Annotated in this window: 21 protein-coding genes and 1 tRNA gene; 7 read left to right on the top strand and 15 right to left on the bottom strand. The window is 61.1% G+C overall.

The features are described 5' to 3' along the window. Positions 1 to 124: 124 nt before the first annotated feature. The 5 genes from CQ012_RS17790 to CQ012_RS14045 form a co-directional block, all read right to left on the bottom strand. The gene (locus CQ012_RS17790) at positions 125 to 328 is read right to left on the bottom strand and encodes a hypothetical protein (RefSeq protein ID WP_219844373.1); all 204 of its coding nucleotides are present in this window, start codon (positions 326 to 328) and stop codon (positions 125 to 127) included. A gap of 43 nt (positions 329 to 371) precedes the next feature. Then, positions 372 to 1,319, bottom strand: coding sequence for a 23S rRNA (guanosine(2251)-2'-O)-methyltransferase RlmB (gene rlmB / locus CQ012_RS14060; protein WP_105658780.1), 948 nt, complete (start codon positions 1,317 to 1,319; stop codon positions 372 to 374). A 50-nt stretch (positions 1,320 to 1,369) separates the two neighbouring features. Further along, positions 1,370 to 2,821 carry a cysteine--tRNA ligase gene (cysS, locus tag CQ012_RS14055; protein WP_105658781.1) on the bottom strand — a complete coding sequence of 484 codons (1,452 nt, stop codon included), beginning with the start codon at positions 2,819 to 2,821 and terminating at the stop codon, positions 1,370 to 1,372. Between the two features lie 87 nt (positions 2,822 to 2,908). Further along, a complete protein-coding gene (gene ispD, locus CQ012_RS14050) occupies positions 2,909 to 4,135 on the bottom strand; it encodes a 2-C-methyl-D-erythritol 4-phosphate cytidylyltransferase (RefSeq protein WP_286134371.1) in 1,227 nt (408 codons plus the stop codon). Positions 4,136 to 4,254: 119 nt separating this feature from the next. Then, complete coding sequence (locus tag CQ012_RS14045; RefSeq protein ID WP_038993823.1) at positions 4,255 to 4,740, bottom strand: CarD family transcriptional regulator; 486 nt, start codon at positions 4,738 to 4,740, stop codon at positions 4,255 to 4,257. Between the two features lie 353 nt (positions 4,741 to 5,093). Here CQ012_RS14045 and CQ012_RS14040 point away from each other — a divergent pair, with 353 nt between their 5' ends. After that, positions 5,094 to 5,633, top strand: coding sequence for a hypothetical protein (locus tag CQ012_RS14040; RefSeq protein ID WP_105658783.1), 540 nt, complete (start codon positions 5,094 to 5,096; stop codon positions 5,631 to 5,633). A gap of 83 nt (positions 5,634 to 5,716) precedes the next feature. On the opposite strand, the gene CQ012_RS14035 is transcribed toward CQ012_RS14040, so the two are convergent. Then, positions 5,717 to 6,397: a response regulator gene (locus CQ012_RS14035; protein ID WP_105658784.1), complete on the bottom strand. Its 681-nt coding sequence runs from the start codon at positions 6,395 to 6,397 to the stop codon at positions 5,717 to 5,719. Beyond that, positions 6,394 to 7,608, bottom strand: a complete 1,215-nt coding sequence (locus CQ012_RS14030; protein WP_388024205.1) for a sensor histidine kinase — start codon at positions 7,606 to 7,608, stop codon at positions 6,394 to 6,396. Before CQ012_RS14030 ends, CQ012_RS14035 begins: the two co-directional genes overlap by 4 nt. Before the next feature lie 227 nt (positions 7,609 to 7,835). Between CQ012_RS14030 and phoU the strand changes: the two genes are divergently transcribed. Continuing rightward, complete coding sequence (phoU, locus tag CQ012_RS14025; protein ID WP_105658785.1) at positions 7,836 to 8,489, top strand: phosphate signaling complex protein PhoU; 654 nt, start codon at positions 7,836 to 7,838, stop codon at positions 8,487 to 8,489. A 425-nt stretch (positions 8,490 to 8,914) separates the two neighbouring features. Here the strand turns inward: phoU and CQ012_RS14020 are convergent, their stop codons facing one another. The 4 genes from CQ012_RS14020 to CQ012_RS14005 form a co-directional block, all read right to left on the bottom strand. After that, positions 8,915 to 9,217 (bottom strand): DUF4193 domain-containing protein, encoded by a 303-nt coding sequence (locus CQ012_RS14020; RefSeq protein ID WP_038993831.1) that lies wholly within the window; start codon positions 9,215 to 9,217, stop codon positions 8,915 to 8,917. A 198-nt stretch (positions 9,218 to 9,415) separates the two neighbouring features. After that, the gene (locus tag CQ012_RS14015; protein WP_105662508.1) at positions 9,416 to 10,162 is read right to left on the bottom strand and encodes a phosphoglyceromutase; all 747 of its coding nucleotides are present in this window, start codon (positions 10,160 to 10,162) and stop codon (positions 9,416 to 9,418) included. Positions 10,163 to 10,290: 128 nt separating this feature from the next. Next, a complete protein-coding gene (locus tag CQ012_RS14010; protein ID WP_105658787.1) occupies positions 10,291 to 10,608 on the bottom strand; it encodes a DUF2516 family protein in 318 nt (105 codons plus the stop codon). Between the two features lie 70 nt (positions 10,609 to 10,678). Further along, a complete protein-coding gene (locus tag CQ012_RS14005; RefSeq protein ID WP_105662507.1) occupies positions 10,679 to 11,836 on the bottom strand; it encodes a trans-sulfuration enzyme family protein in 1,158 nt (385 codons plus the stop codon). A 147-nt stretch (positions 11,837 to 11,983) separates the two neighbouring features. Between CQ012_RS14005 and tmk the strand changes: the two genes are divergently transcribed. The 5 genes from tmk to CQ012_RS13980 all read left to right on the top strand — a co-directional run bounded on the left by tmk (position 11,984) and on the right by CQ012_RS13980 (position 16,525). Beyond that, complete coding sequence (gene tmk / locus CQ012_RS14000; protein WP_105662506.1) at positions 11,984 to 12,637, top strand: dTMP kinase; 654 nt, start codon at positions 11,984 to 11,986, stop codon at positions 12,635 to 12,637. Then, positions 12,634 to 13,788, top strand: coding sequence for a DNA polymerase III subunit delta' (locus tag CQ012_RS13995; RefSeq protein ID WP_105662505.1), 1,155 nt, complete (start codon positions 12,634 to 12,636; stop codon positions 13,786 to 13,788). Before tmk ends, CQ012_RS13995 begins: the two co-directional genes overlap by 4 nt. 23 nt (positions 13,789 to 13,811) lie before the next feature. After that, positions 13,812 to 15,347 carry an alpha/beta hydrolase gene (locus tag CQ012_RS13990; RefSeq protein WP_286134688.1) on the top strand — a complete coding sequence of 512 codons (1,536 nt, stop codon included), beginning with the start codon at positions 13,812 to 13,814 and terminating at the stop codon, positions 15,345 to 15,347. 82 nt (positions 15,348 to 15,429) lie between these two features. Then, a tRNA-Thr gene (locus tag CQ012_RS13985) sits at positions 15,430 to 15,501 on the top strand. Positions 15,502 to 15,772: 271 nt separating this feature from the next. After that, on the top strand, positions 15,773 to 16,525 hold the full coding sequence (locus CQ012_RS13980; protein WP_105662503.1) for a YqjF family protein: 753 nt from the start codon (positions 15,773 to 15,775) through the stop codon (positions 16,523 to 16,525). Between the two features lie 79 nt (positions 16,526 to 16,604). Here the strand turns inward: CQ012_RS13980 and CQ012_RS13975 are convergent, their stop codons facing one another. From CQ012_RS13975 to CQ012_RS13960, 4 genes are all read right to left on the bottom strand, one after another. Continuing rightward, positions 16,605 to 17,447 (bottom strand): aldo/keto reductase, encoded by an 843-nt coding sequence (locus tag CQ012_RS13975; protein WP_105662502.1) that lies wholly within the window; start codon positions 17,445 to 17,447, stop codon positions 16,605 to 16,607. A gap of 68 nt (positions 17,448 to 17,515) precedes the next feature. Beyond that, positions 17,516 to 17,965 (bottom strand): hypothetical protein, encoded by a 450-nt coding sequence (locus tag CQ012_RS13970; RefSeq protein ID WP_105662501.1) that lies wholly within the window; start codon positions 17,963 to 17,965, stop codon positions 17,516 to 17,518. 153 nt (positions 17,966 to 18,118) lie between these two features. Then, positions 18,119 to 18,310 carry a YbdD/YjiX family protein gene (locus CQ012_RS13965; protein WP_073707480.1) on the bottom strand — a complete coding sequence of 64 codons (192 nt, stop codon included), beginning with the start codon at positions 18,308 to 18,310 and terminating at the stop codon, positions 18,119 to 18,121. 2 nt (positions 18,311 to 18,312) lie between these two features. Next, positions 18,313 to 20,547 carry a carbon starvation CstA family protein gene (locus tag CQ012_RS13960; protein ID WP_388024215.1) on the bottom strand — a complete coding sequence of 745 codons (2,235 nt, stop codon included), beginning with the start codon at positions 20,545 to 20,547 and terminating at the stop codon, positions 18,313 to 18,315. Positions 20,548 to 20,561 lie beyond the last annotated feature (14 nt).

Raw genomic sequence — 20,561 nt, 5'->3', positions numbered from 1 at the left:
TCTCGACACCACAACCACCAATCCTTCGATGACTGCTTCGCTCCGGAGCAACTTTACAAGCCTACCACCAAGTTGACTGTTGTCAACTCGACGTTTCAGTCTTGTTCACCCCGCCGTTTCCGTTTCACCCTTTCAGGCTGTCCGGATCAGCGGCGCGAGATAAAACTCTACACGGGTTCAGCCACGACGCAAAATCGGCCAGTTTCCATGCTTTTCTGCGCAGAATCCCCGGAATCATGCGGATTCCCTGCGGTCCAAGGTGAATATCGGCTAAAAACAACGGAAAATTGTTGTTATGAAGCAGGTCACCCCAATGAAAAGGGGCCATAACTTGCCTTGGCAAGTTATGGCCCCTTCACGGTGCTTGGAGACTACTTGGACTGTCCAGCGCGCAAACGCGATACCTCGTAGAGCGAGATGCCAACAGCCATCGAAGCATTCAGCGATTCCATTGCCGAGTCGATTGGAATCGAAACGATGGCGTCGCAGTTTTCGCGGACCAGCCGGGACAGGCCCTTGCCTTCGGAACCAACCACGATGCACAGCGGGCCGGTAGCCAATTCGAAGTTCGGAAGCTCCATGTCGCCACCGGCGTCGAGGCCGATCACGAAAATGCCAGCAGCCTTGATTTCTTTCAGTGCGCTGGTCAGGTTGCTGCACTTGGCTACTGGTACGCGTACAGCTGCACCGGCGCTGGTCTTCCATGCCGAAGCGGTCATGCCGACGCTGCGGCGCTCTGGAATGATCACGCCGTCTGCGCCGAAGGCCGAAGCCGAACGGACAATCGCACCCAGGTTACGCGGGTCGGTGATGCCATCCAGTGCCAGGAACAGCGGCTGGGTCCGGGTGTATCCCTTGTCGAAGTCCTTGATGGCCTTGGTAGCCAGCTGGACTGCATCCTTGTATTCGTATGGCGGGATCTGCAGGGCCATGCCCTGGTGGATCGCGTCATCGGTCATGCGGTCGAGCTCGGGCTTGGATGCTTCCATCAGCGGGATGCCCAGCTCGGCAGCCAGCTTCAGGGATTCGCGGACGCGGTCATCGACGTCGATGCGGATGGCAACGTGCAGCGCCTTGGCAGGGATGCCGGCGCGCAGCGCCTCAACGACGGAGTTGCGGCCGGTGACGAACTCGGCGTTGACCTTGATGCGGTCGGTTCGACGGCCGGTGCTGCGCTTGGCGGCTGAGCGCTCAGAGAGCTGCTTGGCACGGTAAGCCTTGTGGTACGGGCGGTCCTCCGCTTTGGGGGTCGGGCCCTTGCCCTCGAGGGAACGACGTCCCTTGCCACCACTACCCTTGGTTGGGCCCTTTTTGTTCATTGGTTCATGTCCTTTAGTTTTGAGTTCGTTGGTGCCGCGCGTGTTCGCGACTAGTTGTCCAGAGTCCAGCGAGCGCCATCGGCCGAGTCCGCCACGGTAATGCCAGCGGATGCCAGCGCATCGCGGATGGCGTCGGAGCGTGCCCAGTCCTTGGCAGCGCGTGCTTCGGCGCGTTCAGCCAACTGGGCCTGGATCAGCTGATCCAGGGCTGCGTGCTCTGCAGAAGATTTCGAGCTTTCATTGCTGCCGGCATCATCCAGGCCCAATACCTGGGTCATGGCCAAGACCTGGCCCAAGGCCTTGGCAGTGGCAGCGTCGTCACGGCTATCCAAGGATGCATTGCCCAGCCGCACGGTTTCATGCAGCGCGGCCAGCGCCATTGGAACGTTCAGGTCATCATCCATCGCGGTGCCGAAAGCTTCCGGAACCCCGGTGGCCACGATCGACTCGGCGACGGCACCCAGGCGGTAGCGCGCGTTGGAGATGAAGGTGTCGATGCGTTCGACCGCTGCCCCCGCTTCGGTCAGCGAGTCCGGGCGGTAGTCGAGCATCGAACGGTACTGCGCCTGGCCCAGGAAGTAGCGCACCACGCGGGCGTCGGCCAGCGCGAGCATTTCTTCCGGGGAAATGGTGTTCCCAATGGACTTGGACATCTTCTCACCCTCATAGGTGACCATGCCGTTGTGCATCCAGAAGTTTGCAAAGCCGTGGCCAGCCGCGTTGGACTGGGCCATTTCGTTCTCGTGGTGCGGGAAGCGCAGATCCAGTCCGCCGCCATGGATGTCGAATTCGCTGCCCAGGTACTTGCCAGCCATCGCCGAGCACTCAAGATGCCAGCCCGGGCGGCCGCGTCCCCAGGGGCTTGGCCAGGAAGCGGTCAACGGATCGGTGCCCTTGTAGCCCTTCCACAGCGCGAAGTCGCGTGGATCCTTCTTGCCGCGCGGATCCGAATCCGGCGCGTCCTGCATATCTTCGATCTTCTGGCGGGTCAGTGCGCCGTACTGCTCATAGGAGCGCACGTCGAAATAGACATCTCCGGAGCTGTCGGCCGCCGGGTAGGCATGGCCGCGTTCGATCAGCTGTGCAATCAGCTCATGCATTTCGGTGATGTGGCCGGTCGCGCGGGGCTCGTAAGTCGGGCGTTGGACACCCAGAGCCTCGTAGGCCCGTGCGAATTCCTGCTCGAAGCGGTACGCCAGGGCGAACCATTCTTCGCGCGGCTTGTAATGGGCATCCGCCTCGAAGTCCTCGGCGAAGGATTTCGCCGACTTCTCCAGGATCTTGTCATCGATGTCGGTCACGTTGCGGACGGTGGTGACGGCAAAGCCGCGGTATTCGAGCCAGCGCACCAACAGGTCGAAGACAATGGCGCTGCGGACGTGGCCCACGTGCGGCATGCCCTGCACGGTGGCGCCACAGTAGTACAGCTTGACTTCGCCTTCCGCCAATGGCTGGAAGTCGCGTACGGATGCTGTTTTGGTGTCATAGAATCGCAGGCTCACGCCTTTAAGGTTATCCGATGGATGCACCCTTTGTACTTCACTTGTGACACTCTCGATGATCGAAGCCCCGCGGTTGCGCCAAGGGGCCTAGCCCGATACCGGGTAGACCAGTGCGGTGGCATAGGCTGTCACGCCCTTGCCTTCCCCCTCGTAGCCCAGCCCGTCGCTGGTGGTCGCAATGACGCTGACTGGGGCGCCGATAGCCTCGCTCAGCACTTTGCTGGCTTCTTCGCGGCGCGCGGCAAAGCGCGGGCGGCGGCCAACGAACTGCACCGCGACATTGCCGATTTCGAATCCCGCCTCCCGCACCAGGCGCGCGGCTTCTGCAATCAGGCTCACACCGCTGGCCCCGGCGAATTCCGGTCGGTCCACCCCGAAGTGCGTGCCCAGATCGCCAATGCCCGCCGCGGAGAACAGCGCATCGCAGGCCGCGTGCGCTACCGCGTCGCCATCGGAGTGGCCCGAAAGCCCGGTGTCTTCCGGGAAGTGCAGTCCTGCCAGCCACATTTCGCGAGTCGGGTCTTCGCTAACCGCGTGAACATCGATGCCGTTGCCGACTCGTGGCAGGATCATGGTTTCTTCCTTTGCGCTTGGGGTGGCCGCGGGCTGGTTCGCCGCGAGCTTGCCTGCCGCGTCGAGATCTCCGGGATAGGTGACCTTCATGGCTTGCTGCGATCCCGGCACCACATGGACTTCGGCTCCGAAAGCCCGCACGATCGACGCGTCGTCGGTAACCTTCTCCAGTTCTGCCTCGGTGCAGCCATCCAGTTGGGCATGGGCATCGCGCAACAGCTGCGCGTCAAAGCCCTGCGGGGTTTGCACCGCGCGCAGGATGGAACGTGCCGGGGTTTCCTTGATGATTTCGTGCTCGCCGGCGGCATCGAGCTCCACCACGCAGATGGTGTCGGTGACGTTCAACGCCGGGATGACGGCGTTGCACTGCTCGTCGGCCAGAGCGCCAAGCACTTGTTCATGCAGCTTCGCCGGGGCAAAAGCACGGGCGGCGTCATGGACCAGAATGTTGGTGGCGGCGGAACTGGCTACAGCCAAGCCGGCACGGACCGACGCGGCGCGGCTGGCGCCACCGGGCACGGTGCGCACCTTGTCCCCGTACTGCGCCATGGCCGCGGCCAGGCGTTCGTCCTGCGGCGGGGTAACCACGATGATTTCGGTGATCTGCGGAATTCCCAGCGCCCGGTCCACGGCATGTTCAGCCAGGGATTTTCCGGCCACCTGGACCATCGCTTTGGGAAGGCCAGCGCCGAGGCGGGTTCCCATTCCAGCAGCCACGAGGATCAGGCTTGAGTTATGCACTTCGCTTTGCTTCACAGCGCCCAGCTTATCGTGCCGCGCGGTTCGGCCTTGGCCGCTTTAACGCCAAAAGCCGTGAAACGCTTGGGAGCGTTTCACGGCGATGCGTTACCGGAACGGGGCTAGGCCGAAGCCAGAACCTCGTCCAAGAGGCCTTCTGCCTTGGCCTCGTCCAGATCCTTGGCCAAGGCCAATTCACTGATCAATACCTGGCGAGCTTTTGCCAGCATGCGCTTTTCGCCTGCCGACAGGCCACGGTCATTTTCTCGGCGCCACAAGTCGCGGACTACTTCTGCAACCTTGATGACATCGCCGGAAGCGAGCTTCTCGACATTTGCCTTGTAGCGGCGCGACCAGTTGGTCGGCTCTTCGGTAAATTCAGCACGAAGGACATCGAACACATGGTCCAAGCCTTCCTGACCTACCACGTCACGTACGCCAACAAGATCAACGTTCTCAGCAGGAACCTCGATGGTCAGGTCGCCCTGAGCCACCTTGAGCTTGAGATACATTTTCTCTTCGCCCTTGATCTTGCGCATCTTGATCTCTTCGATCATCGCGGCACCGTGGTGCGGGTAGACAACAGTCTCGCCAACCTCAAAAACCATGTGGATAAACCCCTTTCCCACGCCCTAGTCTACCATGTTTGCTATTCCGGATCCTGCGACTGTGCCCCATATAACCGCGAATTCACGCGGAAATGCCTCTTCCACTTGCAAGAGAAACATGCTATGAAGAAGGTAGGGCAGTCGACTGCGCACCAACCCCCTTCCCCACATCGGTTGTCTACAACTTGTCGAAATGCGTGTGTTGCACGTCGCTAAATCGCGTCTTTGCGTGAAAAACAGCTAGGCTTAGAGGTAATCGTGGTCCAATTTTCGATTGCGCCTGCCCTAGGTGCATTCGATTAAGCAGACCACGAACCGAAGCAACTCATTTTTCTCACCGAGGAGTTAGTGTCGTGATCACCGCACGCATGACCGCTGGACGTCGCATTGCCGCGTCCCTCGCTGTGGCTGCCCTGGCATTCGGTGTCACCAGCTGTGGCGCCATCAACGAGCAGGCCACCAACACCGACTACGCCGCCAGCGATGGCGTCAACGTCGATGTCGCAGACGCAAAGGTCCGCAACCTGATGTTCGTCACCAACAGCGACGACACTGAAGCCCGCCTGATCGGCTCCGTAGTCAACGCCGGCGATTCCGCGCTGACCCTGTCGGTCAAGGCTGACAACGCAGCACCTGTCTCCATCCAGGTTCCTGCAGACGGCACCATCAAGCTTGAAGAAGACAAGAACCAGCAGATCATCAAGAACATGGGCATCGCAGCTGGCGAACACGCCGACTCGGTCTTCACCGTTGCCGGTGAGAACGTGGAATTCAGCGTTCCAGTTGTCGATGGCACCCTGGCTGAATACCGCGACTTCGTACCAGGCGGTGCTGACCAGTCGGTTACCGAGCACCTGATTCCAGAAGAGACCCACTCCACTTCGGGCCACTAAGCTTCGCGCAAGACAAAACAAGAGCCTCTGGCAGAATCGAAAGATTCTGCCCGAGGCTCTTGCCGTATCCGGGCTCTTTGGCTTTAGACCACGAACTTGTAGCCCAGCCCGCGCACGGTCACCAGGCGTTCGGGCACCGCCGGGTCGACCTCGATCTTGGAGCGCAGGCGCTTGACGTGCACATCCAAAGTCTTGGTGTCCCCCACGTAGTCGCTGCCCCAGACGCGGTCAATCAGCTGGCCTCGGGTGAGCACTCGACCGGCGTTGCGCAACAGCATTTCCAGCAGCTCGAATTCCTTCAGCGGCATGGATACCTCGGTGTTGTCGACCGAGACCACGTGGCGTTCCACGTCCATTCGCACCGGACCGGCGGTGACCACATTGCTGATCAGTTCTTCGCCTTCGCCCTGGCGGCGCAGCACAGCACGGATGCGGGCCAGCAATTCGCGGGAGGAGTACGGCTTGGTGACGTAGTCGTCGGCGCCGAGCTCCAGGCCGACGACCTTATCGATCTCCGAGTCCTTTGCGGTGAGCATGATGACCGGGACCTGGCTGTTCAGGCGGATCTGGCGGATCACTTCGGTTCCGGGCTGGCCCGGGAGCATCAGATCCAGCAGCACCAGGTCTGCGCCATGGCGTTCGAACTCGGTCACGGCCTTCAGACCGTCGTCGGCGATCCGGACTTCGAAACCTTCGCGTTCCAGCAGGTAGGACAGCGGGTCAGAGAGCGATTCCTCGTCCTCAACGATCAATATGCGGGTCATCGGCGTCCTCCTTCACGATCGGACGCATTCGTCTCGATCGTTCGTTCCTTCATCGTCTGGCCGGCAAGCACATTGCTGGTCGCCGGTTCTTCGTCCGCTAGGGGAAGTCTTAGGGTAAATGTGGATCCGTGGCCCGGCTGCGACCACAGCGACACTTCGCCGCCGTGGTTGGCCAGCACGTGCTTGACGATGCTCAGCCCCAGGCCGGTGCCCCCGGTCTGCCTCGAACGTGCGGAGTCCACGCGGTAAAAGCGCTCGAAAACGCGTTCCTGCTCTTCGGCCGAAATCCCGGGTCCCTGGTCGGTGACCGAGATCTGCGCATAGCCATCACGCTGCCGGATGCCCACGCCTACCGTGGTGTTCTCCGGGGAGTAGCGGATGGCATTATCGATCAGGTTGCGGATCGCAGTCATCAGCAGGTCCGCATCGCCCAGGATCGGCTCCTCGAGATGTCCGCCTACGGTGATGGCGATGCCCTTTTCCTCGGCAATCAGGTGGCTGCGGTCAACTGCCTCGGCCACGACGCTGTCGATATTCACTTCCTGGCCCTGCACGATGGCATCGGATGCCTGCAGGCGGGAGAGCTCGATAATGTCCTGGACCAGGGCGGCCAGGCGCCGCGATTCCTTGTCCATCCGGGTGGAGAAGCGGCGTACCGCCTTGGGGTCATCGGCAGCCTCGGTAATGGCCTCGGCCAGCAGGCCGATCGCGCCGACCGGAGTCTTCAGCTCGTGGGAAACGTTGGCCACGAAGTCGTTGCGCATCGCTTCGGTACGGGTGATTTCGGTACGGTCGTCGGCCAGCAGGAGAATGTACTCGTCGCCCAGCGGTGCCACGCGCACATGGACAATCAGCTGCCCGGCACCCAGCGTGGAGCGTTGCAGCTCGTACTGGCTTTCGGCAATCACGCCGTCGGCGCGAACCTGCCGCACCAGCGAGAGCAGTTCGTTGTGGACGAGCGTGTGTCCTCGCACCAGTCCGTAGGCGTAGGAAGCGGGGTTGGCCCGGACCACCCCGTCGACGTCATCAAGGATCACGAAGGCGCGTCCAATGACCGACAGGACGGCGGCGGCTCCCTCGGGGAGCACGGGTTCGTCGACCTGCGGCAGCTTCGAGGAGCGGTTCTGGGAAAGCCGGAAGGCGATGACGCCAACGATCCCCAGAGCCAGGCCGAGGACGCCGGCTATAAGAGTCGAGATCACTTCGTTCACATCTTTAGACTAGCTTCACCTTTGGGTGGCACCGGCCCTAAATGACGTGATTTAGTCGATTTCGGCGCGCTGTTCACCAAACGTTCACCTTTCGTGGCATATTCGTTAATCACCCGCTGACAAGCTGGAGCAAGACCCTCCACCATGCCACAAAACTGTTTCGGGGCGGTTGGCTGCCACGGCAGTCCACCATCCGGCATGGATACCGACACTCGAAAGGAACTGCTGTGCGTAAGGTATTTCAAGCAGACCTGCAGCAAATTGGCGAAGAACTCATTGAGATGGCCAACCAGGTCGCAACCGCAATGGATCGAGCTTGGGATTCGCTAGCCAACGTCGACGTCGAGCTGGCCCAGGAAGTCATCGCAGCGGACGCGAAGATCGACTTCCTGCAGAACCAGCTCGATGAGCGCGCTATCGATACCTTGGCTTTGCAGGGACCGGTAGCCAGCGATCTGCGCATGATCGTCGGTTCGCTGCGCATGAGTGCTTCGCTGGAGCGCATGGGCGACTTGGCACGCCACTTGGCGCAGCTGGCCCGCCTGCGCTTCCCCAACCCGGCAATCCCAGCCAGGATTTCCGACACCTTTGCCCAGATGGCAAAGATCGATATTGACATCGCCAAGGCCGTTGCGCGTTTGCTCGACACCCGCGATCTGCAGATCGCTACCGAAATTATCGAGCTGAACCACCAGCTGGATCGCTTGCACTCCAGCGTCTTCACCCTGGTCGCGGCCGACGACTGGGATGCCAATGCACCCACCACCGTGGACGTATCGCTGACCAGCCGCTACCTTGAGCGCTTCGGCGATCATGGTGTGTCCGTAGCTCGCAAGGTCACCTATCTGGTGACCGGCGAATGGGACCCCACCGAGATCTAGGTCCGCGGACCCAAGCTATAAGGCTGCGCCCTGGCGCCTGCCATCCGGTACCACCGGATGGCAGGCGCCATTTTTGCTCTCCAGCTCATTCAGCACTGAAACTGGGTGTCCGGGGTCCGGGAAGCCTTCGCATCGCGGCGCGAACTGGGTACCGTGCGGTGGCCCGCGGCCCCGTTGGCATGGCAGTGCTGCGCCTCGTCCGGCCATGCAGCTCCACGCGCTCCCGGTGAGCGCACATCCAGCCATTGCCCCGGCAGGATGCCAGCGGACGCACGACGCAGCGCTGGGCACCCCAGGGACCGCCGTTGGAGTCCGGTCCCATCCGGGGAATCCAGCCCGTTAAACCAGCAGAGGGCAGTCCACCGATCGGTGGACTGCCCTCGCAGGTTGTTGGCGCGCAAGTGGCGCCAGCGTCTAGCGGGCTTCTAGCCTTCGCACTCGACGCAGAAGCCTACATTGCCCTCTTCGCGCACCAGCTGCGAACGGTGGCGAATCAAGAAGCACGAGCCGCAAATGAACTCGTCGTCTTTCTGCGGAATGACCGTAACGGTCAATTCCTCGTTGGATAGATCCGCACCTGGCAGATCCATGCCATCGGTGTGGTCGGTCTCGTCGAGCTCGCGCACCACCGACTTGGCGTCCGGTGCGTTTGCGGACTTCACCGCATCCAGAGAAGCCTTACGTGCCTCAGCAACGTCTGGGCGGACTTCATCGTAATCAGTTGCCACGAATTGCATTCCTAACGTGAGCCATTGAGCCTATTCGAAATAGGAGATTACAGCATACTAATGCCAAAAATACAATCGTGCGCAGTTGTTTCGCTCACAGCCGGATGCTTGGCGTTACCTCGGCGTTGACAAGCGGACGGCGGCATCGCGAACTACTGGCGAGTAGCCAGCAGCCTCGATGCCGCCGAAAAGCGTGTCCTACTTGCGGCCTTGGTTGGCAACGGCCTTGATGGCGTCCGCAGCGGCTGCTGGATCCAGGTAGGTTCCGCCCTTGGTGATTGGCTGGAAGTTGTCATCCAGCTCATAGACCAGCGGGATGCCGGTTGGGATGTTCAGGCCAGCAATGTCTTCATCGCTGATGCCATCCAGGTGCTTGACCAGCGCACGCAGCGAGTTGCCGTGGGCGGTGACCATGACGGTCTTGCCTGCCGACAGGTCGGCCTTGATGTTGTTCTCCCAGTAGGGAAGCATGCGATCCAGCACGTCCTTGAGGCACTCGGTGCGTGGGGCGGAGTCGCCCAATGCCGCATAGCGCTCGTCGTTGATCTGGCTGAACTCGGAGGAATCATCCAGTGCTGGTGGCGGGGTGTCGTAGCTGCGACGCCATTCCATGAACTGCTCTTCGCCGAACTCGGCCAAGGTCTGCGCCTTGTCCTTGCCCTGCAGCGCACCGTAGTGGCGCTCGTTCAGGCGCCAGTCGCGGTTCACCGGGATCCACGAACGGCCAGCGGCTTCCAGGGCCAGGTTCGCGGTAACAATGGCGCGGGTCAGCAAGGAGGTGTGAAGCACCTCCGGCTTGTAGCCAGCTTCGGTCACCAGCTGGCCGCCGCGGGCAGCTTCAGCACGGCCCTTCTCGGTCAGCGATACGTCGTACCAACCGGTGAACAGGTTCTTTTCGTTCCATTCGCTCTGTCCGTGGCGAAGCAAAATCAAAGTGTGGCTCATGTAATCCATCCTAACCAATGCGCAAGCCTGCTCGTGCGAAAGTTAAGGCCCGTGATTAAAGTGCGAAGACCTGCAGTCCGCCAAGATGCGGATGCAGGTCTTCGGGAAAACTTGGTGCCTTGGCACGCCTAGTAGTTGTACCAGCCGCCGCCTTTGCCGCTGACGGCAGGCTTGACGTCCGCGAGGTACACGCAGGCGATGCAGGCGCCGATCAGCTGCAGGAAGCCGATTCCGCCCTGGCTGAAGATGCCAAGCAGTGCCACGGCGGTGCTGGCGACGGTCAGTCCAAGCCAGAACCCCTTGGTGCGCTTGCCTTCCTGGGCGAAACGATCTGCGCCATGACGCAGGCAATCAACCAAAGCCCAGACGGCGAGCGCAACGATGACAATGCTCAAAGCGATCATCATGTAGTACTCGATTATTTGGGCCATGCGCAACATGTTCATGCTTGTACTCTACCTTTTTGGCGCAAATGATGGGCGCTGTGCCACGCGCGGAAATCAGCGCCCGCGGGCATCAAAGCCGGTCCAGCGCTTGCTGCAGATCGGCCCAGAGGTCTTCCACCTCTTCAATGCCTACTGACAGTCGGATCAGGCTGGCCGGGACGCTGGCCGGCTCCGAAGCGTGGCGGGCCCGGCGCTCGGCCAGGGATTCCACGCCTCCAAGCGAGGTGGCGCCGGTGATGAGCTTGAAGGCTTCCAGTACCCGGTCTGCTTCTTCGGCGGTGCTTCCCGCTTCAAAGGCGATCACCGACCCGAACCCGCCCATGAGTTCCGCAGCGCGTGCGTGGCCCGGGTCGTTGGGCAGTCCCGGGTAGCGTACGGCGTGCACCTTGGGATGTGCCGCGAGGCGTTCTGCCAGCACCTGGCTGTTTGACTGCGAACGCTGAAGGCGCACGGCCATGGTGCGCACCCCGCGTAATGCGAGGAAGGTATCCATCGGGCCGGCGATCGCGCCATGCAAGGTCCGGTACCCATGCAGGCGGCTGTGGAGCTGCTCGTCGCTGGTGACCAGCGCGCCCATGATCACGTCCGAGTGGCCCGACAGGTACTTGGTCACCGAGTGCACTACAAGGTCGGCACCGTGGACCAGCGGCTGCTGGAGCAGTGGGGTGGCAAAGGTGTTATCCACGATGCTCACGACGTTCTTCGCTTTGGCGGCAGCCAGCAGGGTCGGCAGGTCGGCGACTTCCAGCATCGGGTTGGTTGGCGATTCCACCCAGAGCACATCGGCCCCCTCCAAGGCAGCGAGCACTTCTTCGGTGTTGGCAATATCCACCGGGCGAATGCGCAGCCGTCCCGCCTCTTGCAGCTCTGCGCTCAACGCCAGCGAACCGTTATAGGAATGCTGCGGCATCACCAGCACGCCGGCCTCTGGCACGATGCTCAGTGCGGCGGCAATAGCTGCCATGCCCGAGGAGAACACCAGGGCAGGCAGCGTTGCCGCTTCGAGCTGGCCCAGTACTTCTTCAAACGGATCCCAGGTCGGATTGGAGAAGCGCGCATATACGCGTTCACCCGGCACCGCCTGGCCTCTGGAGTGGTAGGTCGAGGTGAAGGTCACCGGGTGGTTGACTGGAGCATCGTACCCATGGGCCGGACGCCCACCGGCAACGAGCAAAGTTTTCGGATCCCAGGCCGGATTGGCGCCTGATTCTGCGGTGCGGGGGTTCATGGAAAAAACTCTACGCTTCCTTTGACGCTGCCAGCCGGTGGATTTCACTACATTTCATCTGACTGATCCACCACACTGGGTGCATTTTCGTTGCACATCCTGCCGTTGCAACGCACATCTTTAAATGTCCTTGGATAGGCTAGTGGGGTGAGTATCGAATCGAGTACCCCAACCCGTGGCTTGTTCATCGTTTTTGAAGGCGGTGACGGCGCTGGGAAATCCACGCAGGTCGCCCTGGCCCAGCAGTGGCTGGAGTCCCGTGGCGCCAAGGTCACCACTACCCGTGAGCCAGGCGGAACCCAGATCAGCGAAGAGCTGCGTTCCTTGGTGCTCGAACACGGCCACGGCGAGATCGATGCCCGTACCGAGGCCCTGATTTACTCGGCGGCGCGTGCCGCCCATGTCCAGCAGGTCATCTCCCCCGCGCTGGATGCCGGAACCCACATCATCTGCGACCGATTCGTTGATTCCTCGCTGGCTTACCAGGGCATGGGCCGTGCCCTCGGCTTTGATGCCGTCGCATCGATCAACGACTTCGCAACCGGCGGACTGAAGCCGGATGCCACCATCATTCTTGATATCTCCGCCGCGCAAGGACGTGCCCGGCGCATTGCGGCCAGCGGCGGCGTGGAGGATTCGGATCGCTTGGAATCCGAGCCGGATGATTTCCATGAACGCATCCGCAACGCCTTCCTCGACTTGGCGGCCCGTGATCCGCAGCGCTATCTGGTCCTGGATGCCACCGCCAGCGTGGAGCAGCTGCACCAGTCGGTTGCGCAGCATTTGGCAGGCCTGCTGTGACCCGGCCGGTCTTCGCAGAACTTGCCGGGCAGGAACGTGTCATTGCCACGTTGACCGCTGAGGTTGATCGCGGCAACCCGACCCATGCCTGGCTGGTGACCGGTCCCCCGGGATCGGGCCGTACCACCGCGGCGCGGGCTTTCGCGGCAGCTTTGCAGTGCACCCAGGCCCCGGCCGGCTGCGGGCAGTGCGCCAACTGCAAAATGGTCATGAATTCGGAGCACCCGGATGTGTCCTTCGTATCCACCGACAAATTCGAGTACCAGATCGCTGACGTCCGCCATCTGATTACCCGTGCACAGGAAAGTGCTGGCACCGGCCGCTGGCGCATCATCATCATCGAAGATGCCGACCGCATGTCCGAGCGCAGCACCAACGTGCTGCTCAAGGCCATTGAAGAACCGCCCGCCAAGATGATCTGGATCCTGAGCGCCCCGTCTCCTGCAGATGTCCTGGTGACCATTCGATCACGGTGCCGCGCGGTAAATCTCTCCGTGCCGTCCACCCAGGATGTTGCGGATCTTCTGGTGCGCCGTGACGGGCTGGAACCGGAACAGGCGCTGTTCGCTGCCCGTGTCTCACAGTCCCACATTGGCGTAGCCCGTTTGCTGGCCCGTGACGAGCAAGCACGCATCCAGCGTGAAAAAGTCGTTACCCTGCCGTTGCGCACCACCACCTTGCCGCAGGCGATGGCCGCTGCCGCAGAAATTTCCAAACTGGCCAGCGAGCGTGCCGAGAACATTACCGGCACCGATCTGCAGAACAAGATTGCCCAGCTGCGCCACGCCAACGGCTTGGGTCCAGAGGAGAACATCCCCGCTGGATTGCGTGGACAGTTCAAGGCGCTGGAGGATGATGCCAAGCGATTCGCTCGGCGTGCGGCTTTCGATGCCTTGGACCGTACCCTGACAGACCTGACCACATTCTTCCGCGATGTTTTGAGCATCCAGCTGAATACCGGAATTGAGCTGATCAACGAGCACCTGCGCGAGAAGCTCGAACGTTTCGCAGCGGAACAGTCCAGCGAGAAGTCCTTGGCCCAGCTTGATGCCATCAATGAAACGCGCAGCCGCTTGGCTGCCAACGTCAACCAGCTCATGGCCCTGGAAGCACTCATGACCCGTTTGCTGCCGCAGCCGGGACGCCGTTAACCCATCACAAGGAGACACTAAAAGTGCCTGCACGCTCACCGATGATGCGCTTGGCCGCAGTGGGGACCGCTCTGGCTTTGACCCTGGCCGGCTGCTCTTCCACTACAGCGGATTCGCAGTCCGGCGCATCGGATGCGTCGCAGTCCGCGCCCAACGCCAGTACGCCGCAAGGATTGGAATCCTTCTACAGCCAAGACCTCGATTGGGAAGAATGCGGCAGCATCATCGAATGCGCCACCATAGAGGTTCCGCTGGACTATGCCGATCCCGAAGGCGAGAGCATTGATCTGGCGTTGAACCGCCGCGCAGTGGACGGAGCGACAGGCAATCTGCTGGTAAACCCCGGCGGCCCAGGCGGATCCGGCCTGGATCTGGTGGCGTCCTCGGTACCAGGCATGTTCAGCGCTGACCTGCAGCGCGCCTACAACGTCATCGGATTCGATCCGCGAGGCGTGGGAGAAAGCTCCCCGGTCACCTGCCAAAGCGGTGCCGAGACCGATGAGGGACGCCAGGAAAACCTGCGGGCTTGGGTTCCTGAAGACCAGGACGAAATTGTCGAGGATACCGAGGACTACGCAGCTGACTGCGCGTCCAATACCGGCAATCTCCTAGGCCACGTCGATACCGTTTCGGCAGCGAAGGACATGGACGTGATCCGTGCTGTGCTCGGTGATGCACAGCTGGACTACCTCGGTTTCTCCTATGGAACCTTCCTCGGAGCAACCTACGCTGATTTGTTCCCTCGGAATGTGGGTCGCTTCGTACTCGATGGCGCCATGGATCCAACCAGCACAGCTTCGGACCTCACTTTGGCCCAGGCCGTTGGCTTCGAGAAGGAGATCGACGCGTGGCTCGCCAATTGCCTTGAAAGCGGTGAGTGCCCGTTCACTGGAACCGTTGAAGAGGCCAAGGTGCAGCTGCAGCAGTTCTTTGCGCAGGTGGAGAACGAACCAATGACTGCCAGCGACGGGCGTGCAGTGCCGATCATCGACTTCATCAACGGCTTCATCTTGCCGCTGTATGACGATTCCAGCTGGCCCATTTTGACCGATGCGATGAACGCTGCCGTCAACGACGCGGATGTGGATATGATCCTCGGCTTCGCGGATCTCTCGGCGGACCGCGAGGGCGACGGCACGTATGCATCGAATTCAACCGATGCTTTCACCGCCATCAATTGCCTGGACCGTCCAATGGACGCCAGTCCAGAAGCGATGCAGGCCGAAGCAACAGAGTTGATGCGTGCGGCCCCGACCTTGGGCAAGTATCTCGCCTACGGCGGCATCACCTGCGAGGCCTGGGACCACGACGCCACTGGCAAGCCTGAGGTCCTCGACGCGGAAGGCTCGAATGAGATCCTCGTCATTGGCACCGTCGGCGATCCAGCTACCCCCTACGCATGGTCTGAGGCATTGGCGCAGCAGCTGGATAACGCGACCCTGCTGACCTATGAAGGCCATGGCCACACCGCATATGGACGCTCCAATGAATGCATTACCAAAGCGGTGGATAAGTACCTGATTGACGGCAAAGTCCCCGAAGCCGGCACCCGGTGCTGATTGGGCTTGATGATGTCATCGCCGTTTTGACGTTCAGACAATTCCTCGGATAAAGTGACGTGGTGCCTGTTTGCAGGTACAGGCCTCCTTAGCTCAGGGGTAGAGCAGCTCCCTCGTAAAGAGCAGGTCGCCGGTTCAAATCCGGCAGGGGGCTCGTTGTGAAGAAAACCCCGGAATCGCGCTTGCCGCATGATTCCGGGGTTTTCGCAATTTTCAATGGATTTTCATGACTGGTCCCGGGGTCTTCGATTCCCACGCAGTCCATTCTTATCCCGCATCTTGCCCAACGGCGCTTTTGGATATTCAATTAGGCCAGAGCCGGCAAACGATTCTTCACTCCGCGATCAGCAGATCATCGATCCTGGTTCGCGACCGGCAATAGCGGTATAAGCCTTCGACAGCAATTTCCAAGGAATTCCAAACTGATGCAATCCTTGCAGTACTCCCCTGAACCGCCATCGCTAGGCGGCAACGCGATCATGCGCCAACGGTGGAGCGAAGTAGCGTTCCTGCATTGGCGGGTTAGCCCGGATGAGGTGGCGCCGTACATGCCCGAAGGATGCCGGCCAGATATTGTCGCCGGCAGCGCTTGGGTGGGCCTCGTCGCTTTCCAGATGTCGCGCAGTGCGTTCTTCTCCGGTCCTGCGATTCCGTGGTTGGGTGACTTCCCGGAGATCAATGTGCGCCTCTATTCCGTTGATAATCAAGGACGCCGCGCAGTGGTATTCCTGAGCCTTGAAGCATCACGCCTGCTACCTGTGCTCATGGCGCGGGCAGTCTTCGGGTTGAAGTACCAGTGGTCGTCCATGAAGATCCTGAAGAAGGCCGGCACGATCAGCTATGCAACACGGCGCATCGGAAATCCGAGCGCACGTTCCCGCATCGTCGTGCGTCCGGTAGAAGCTTCTGCCAGTGCCGATCCAATTACCCCGGGTTCGCAGACCGCCATCGCGCTATCGGCACAGTGGGCGTTCCACCAGCGGCATCTTGGGCGCACCTTGCACTGCCGGAACCACCATGAATCGTGGCCGCTGCAACCTGCACAACTCGTTGAATTCGACGATGGACTGCTGCGTGCCGCCGGTTTCGCCACTCTCGCTGATCGAGCTCCTGACTCGGTTCTGTACGCCGAAGGCGTCGATACGCTGTTCGCTGCACCAACCGTACTGGACTGCTAGAGGCCAGGCACAAGGCAGTTGCGGCAGAAGGCTCCCGGTTTCGGAAGAAACCGGGAGCCTTCTGTTCTGCCTAGCTTTTTTACTCGAAGTCGGCGGTTGCCGGGTCAGCCGAGATACGGCCTTCCGCTCCGCGGTCCAGGGTAGCGATGGCAGCCAGATCTTCCTCGTCCAGATGCACGTTCAGCGATTCGAAGTTCTCGACGATGCGCGATTCGGTGGTCGACTTCGGGATGACCACGTTGCCTACCGCCAGGTGCCACGCGATGACTACCTGCGCCACCGATGCTTCATGCTTCTTGGCGATCTCCACCAGCACTGGGTCGCTGAGCAGTTCGCCGCCGTGGCCCAGCGGGGACCAGGACTGGTGCAGGATGCCGTGCTCGGCCTCGTAGGCGCGCAGCTCGCCCTGCGGGAAGTACGGATGGGTTTCGACCTGGTTGATCACCGGGCGGACGCCGGTTTCGGTGTAGAGCTCTTCCAGTGCTTCCTTGGTGAAGTTGCAAACGCCGATGGACTTGGCCTTGCCGTCCTTCTGCAGCTGGATCAGTGCCTTCCAGGTGTCCACGTAGGTGCCGCGCTTGGGCTGCAGCCAGTGGATCAGGTACAGGTCGACGTATTCCAGGCCGAGCCGTTCCAGCGAGGCATCCGCTGCGGCGAGGGTCTTCTCGAAACCCTGGTCCGAGTTCCAGACCTTGGTGGTGATGAAGAGGTCTTCGCGCGGCACGGTGCTGGCTGCAACTGCGCGGCCGACACCAGCTTCGTTGCCATAGATGCGTGCGGTGTCGATGTGGCGGTAGCCGGCGTCGATGGCCTGGCCAACGACTGCTTCCGCGTCCTCGTCGGCGACCTTCCAGACGCCGTAGCCAAGCTGGTCGATGGTGTTTCCGTCAAGGAACTTCAGTTCAGGAATTGTTTGGGTCATGCAACTAATTTAGTCCACTGATGCGCCCTGCGCGGTGGAACACCACGCGAGCGATCGGGAAAACCCAATTATTCGCTGGAAGCGAGCAATTGCACGGCCCGGCTGACGTCTTCTTTCACCAGCATGGCACGATGGCGCACGGCTTCGATATCGATCGGCTTGCCGGCTTCGGCCTGCATGCGCATCATCGCTACGACCTGTGCGGTCGTCGCCAAATCGTTGGCGGCCTTAGTCAGCGAACGATGCGCCGCAGAGGTCAGCTGCGGGATCGTGTCGTCATTGCTCGGGGTGATCCGATGCGCCGCACAGCAAAGCTGGCGCACGGTCGGCAACAGCACAGCCATCTCATTGGCTTCTCGGACCAGCTGGTTGTAAACCTGGTCATCATTGATGCCCTCTACCACCTGGAAGACCCGGTCCAATGACCGCTGGAAACGGTCATGGGCGCGACGCCAGACGCCCTCGCCAAGTTCGCGAGCAGCAGCACGCTCAGCGCGCAGTCGTGAAAAGAACGCCATTACACTTCTCTGCCGGTGGTTTCCGATGAATTACTGGTTCTAGCCTACCGGGATCACCGCAGTGTTCCCGGCAGCGGGGTCGACATAAAACGAAACCGGCCGCGAGCCCCATCCGCTTTCGCCAATGGTTCTCACGGCCGGTACCAGTCGCGTTCAGCAGCAACGCCCTTCAGGATTCTTTTCCTGCCAGTCGGTGTAGTCCTTCCAGAATTCGCGCTCGGTCATTGGCTTGGCGCCAGGATGATTGCGTTCGTGGTGTTCCAGGTAGTGCTGGTACTTGTCGGCCCCGAGCACCCCGTCGACAAACTTCTTGGCTTGCCCCAGGCGTTCCAAAAGCGTCGCCATGGCTAGTGGCCTCCTCGCTGGACTTGGGCTTCGGCAGGGATTTGCTTCCAAGCCTTTTCAAGTTCCTTTTCGGCAGGCGACGAGATCAAGCCGGCGGGTGCGTACATCTTCGATGGCACGGCAGGATCCTCGGTGCTGTTGCCACCACCGCTCTGCTTGGCCTTGGCGGTTGCGACAACCGCCGAAACCAGCACGATGGCGGTCAGTACCAGGAAGACCACGGACAGCCAGCCCTGGACACCGGTGTTGCGGACCACGGCCTCCATGGCTTCGACGCTGCCCGCCGAGCCGAGGGAAGTCTCGCCATTGGCCAGAGCTTCCTTGTAGGCGTTGTGGTTGGCGAAGTAGCCCACCTTGGTATCTGCGGAGAAGATCTTCTGCCAGCTCGCGACGAAGGTGATCACCACGGTGAAGGCCAGCGGCAGAGCCACGACCCACAGGTACTTGAAGTTGTTCTGCTTGGCGATGATGGTCATCACCACGGCCAGCGCTATCGCAGCCAGCAGCTGATTGGCGATGCCGAACAGCGGGAAGAAGGTGTTGATGCCGCCCAGTGGATCTGTCACGCCGAGGATCAGGATGTAGCCCCAGCCGGCAACCATGATCAACGTGCACAGCCACACGCCCGGACGCCACGAGGTGTCCTTGAACTTCGGGAAGAAGTTGCCGATGGTGTCCTGCAGCATGAAGCGTGCAACACGGGTACCGGCGTCAACCGCGGTCAGGATGAACAGTGCTTCGAACATGATCGCGAAGTGGTACCAGAAGCCCATCATCGCGGTGCCGCCGAACCACTGGTGCATGATGTGCGCAATGCCCACAGCCAGGGTCGGAGCGCCACCGGTACGCGAGACAACCGAGCTCTCGCCCACGTTATTGGCAAGTTCGGTCAGCTGGTTTGGATCCAGGCTAACGCCGGCCAAACCCAGCGAGTTCACGAATGCCGCCGCGGTTTCCACCGTGCCACCGGTAGCGGCAGCCGAAGAGTTCATCGCGAAGTAGATGCCGCGGTCGATGGAAATCGCTGCAACCAGCGCCATGATGGCCACCATGGATTCCATGAGCATGCCGCCGTAGCCCAGGAAGCGGGTTTGCTTTTCCTTCTCGACCAGCTTCGGCGTGGTGCCCGAGGCGATCAGTGCGTGGAAGCCCGACAGCGCACCGCAGGCAATGGTCACGAACAGGAATGGGAAGATGTGCCCGGCAACGACCGGGCCATCGGCACGGCCAGCGAACTCGGAGAAGGCCGGAACATCGATTTCCGGGCGGACGACGATGATCGCCACGGCCAGCAGGCCGATGACGCCGATCTTCATGAACGTCGACAGATAGTCGCGAGGAGCCAGCAGCAGCCATACCGGGAGCACCGCGGCGATGATGCCGTAGATGATGATGGCCCAGGCGATGGTGGTGCGATCCAGGTGGAAGAACTCGGCACCCCACGCAGACTCGGCAATCCAGCGGCCGGAAATGATCGCGAACATCAGCAGCACGAAGCCGATGATGGAGATTTCCAGGACCTTGCCCGGGCGGATGAACCGCAGGTAGATGCCCATGAACAAGGCGATAGGGATGGTCAGGCCCACCGAGTAGACACCCCACGCGGATTCGCCCAGTGCATTGACGACCACCAGCGCCAAGATGGCGGTAATGATGATCATGATAGCCAGGGTGGCGATCAGGGCAGCGGTGCCGCCGATCAGGCCCAGCTCTTCGCGGGCCATCTGGCCCAGCGAGCGTCCGCCACGGCGCATGGAGAAGAACATGACGAGATAGTCCTGGACCGCTCCGGCCAGCACCACGCCCACGATAATCCAGATGGTGCCAGGCAAATAGCCCATCTGCGCTGCGAGGATCGGTCCAACCAGCGGACCGGCGCCTGCGATGGCGGCGAAGTGGTGGCCGAAGAGCACGCGGCGATCGGTGGGAACGAAGTCACGGCCGTTATTGACCGATTCGGCCGGGGTGGCCCGGAAATCATCGGGTTTGGCGATCTTGCGCTCGATGAACTTCGAATAGAAGCGGTAGGCAATCAGGTAGGTCGCAACAGCGGCGAAGACGAACCAGATGGCATTGATGGTTTCCCCGCGCGAGAAGGCGAGAATCGACCATGCGATTCCGCCAACCAGCGCGATGGCAACCCAGATGGCGATCTTGGCGGGGGTCCAACGCTTTTCTTCGCGTTCGGCAACCTCAGGATCGACACCCGCTGGTGGCAAGGTATTTTGGGTACTCAAATCGAGCAACCTCC

The organism is Arthrobacter sp. MYb214 (assembly GCF_002979865.1).
Lineage (GTDB): Bacteria > Actinomycetota > Actinomycetes > Actinomycetales > Micrococcaceae > Glutamicibacter.
Note: the sequence above shows the minus strand (reverse complement) of the source record. Positions and strands in the feature narration are given on the sequence as shown.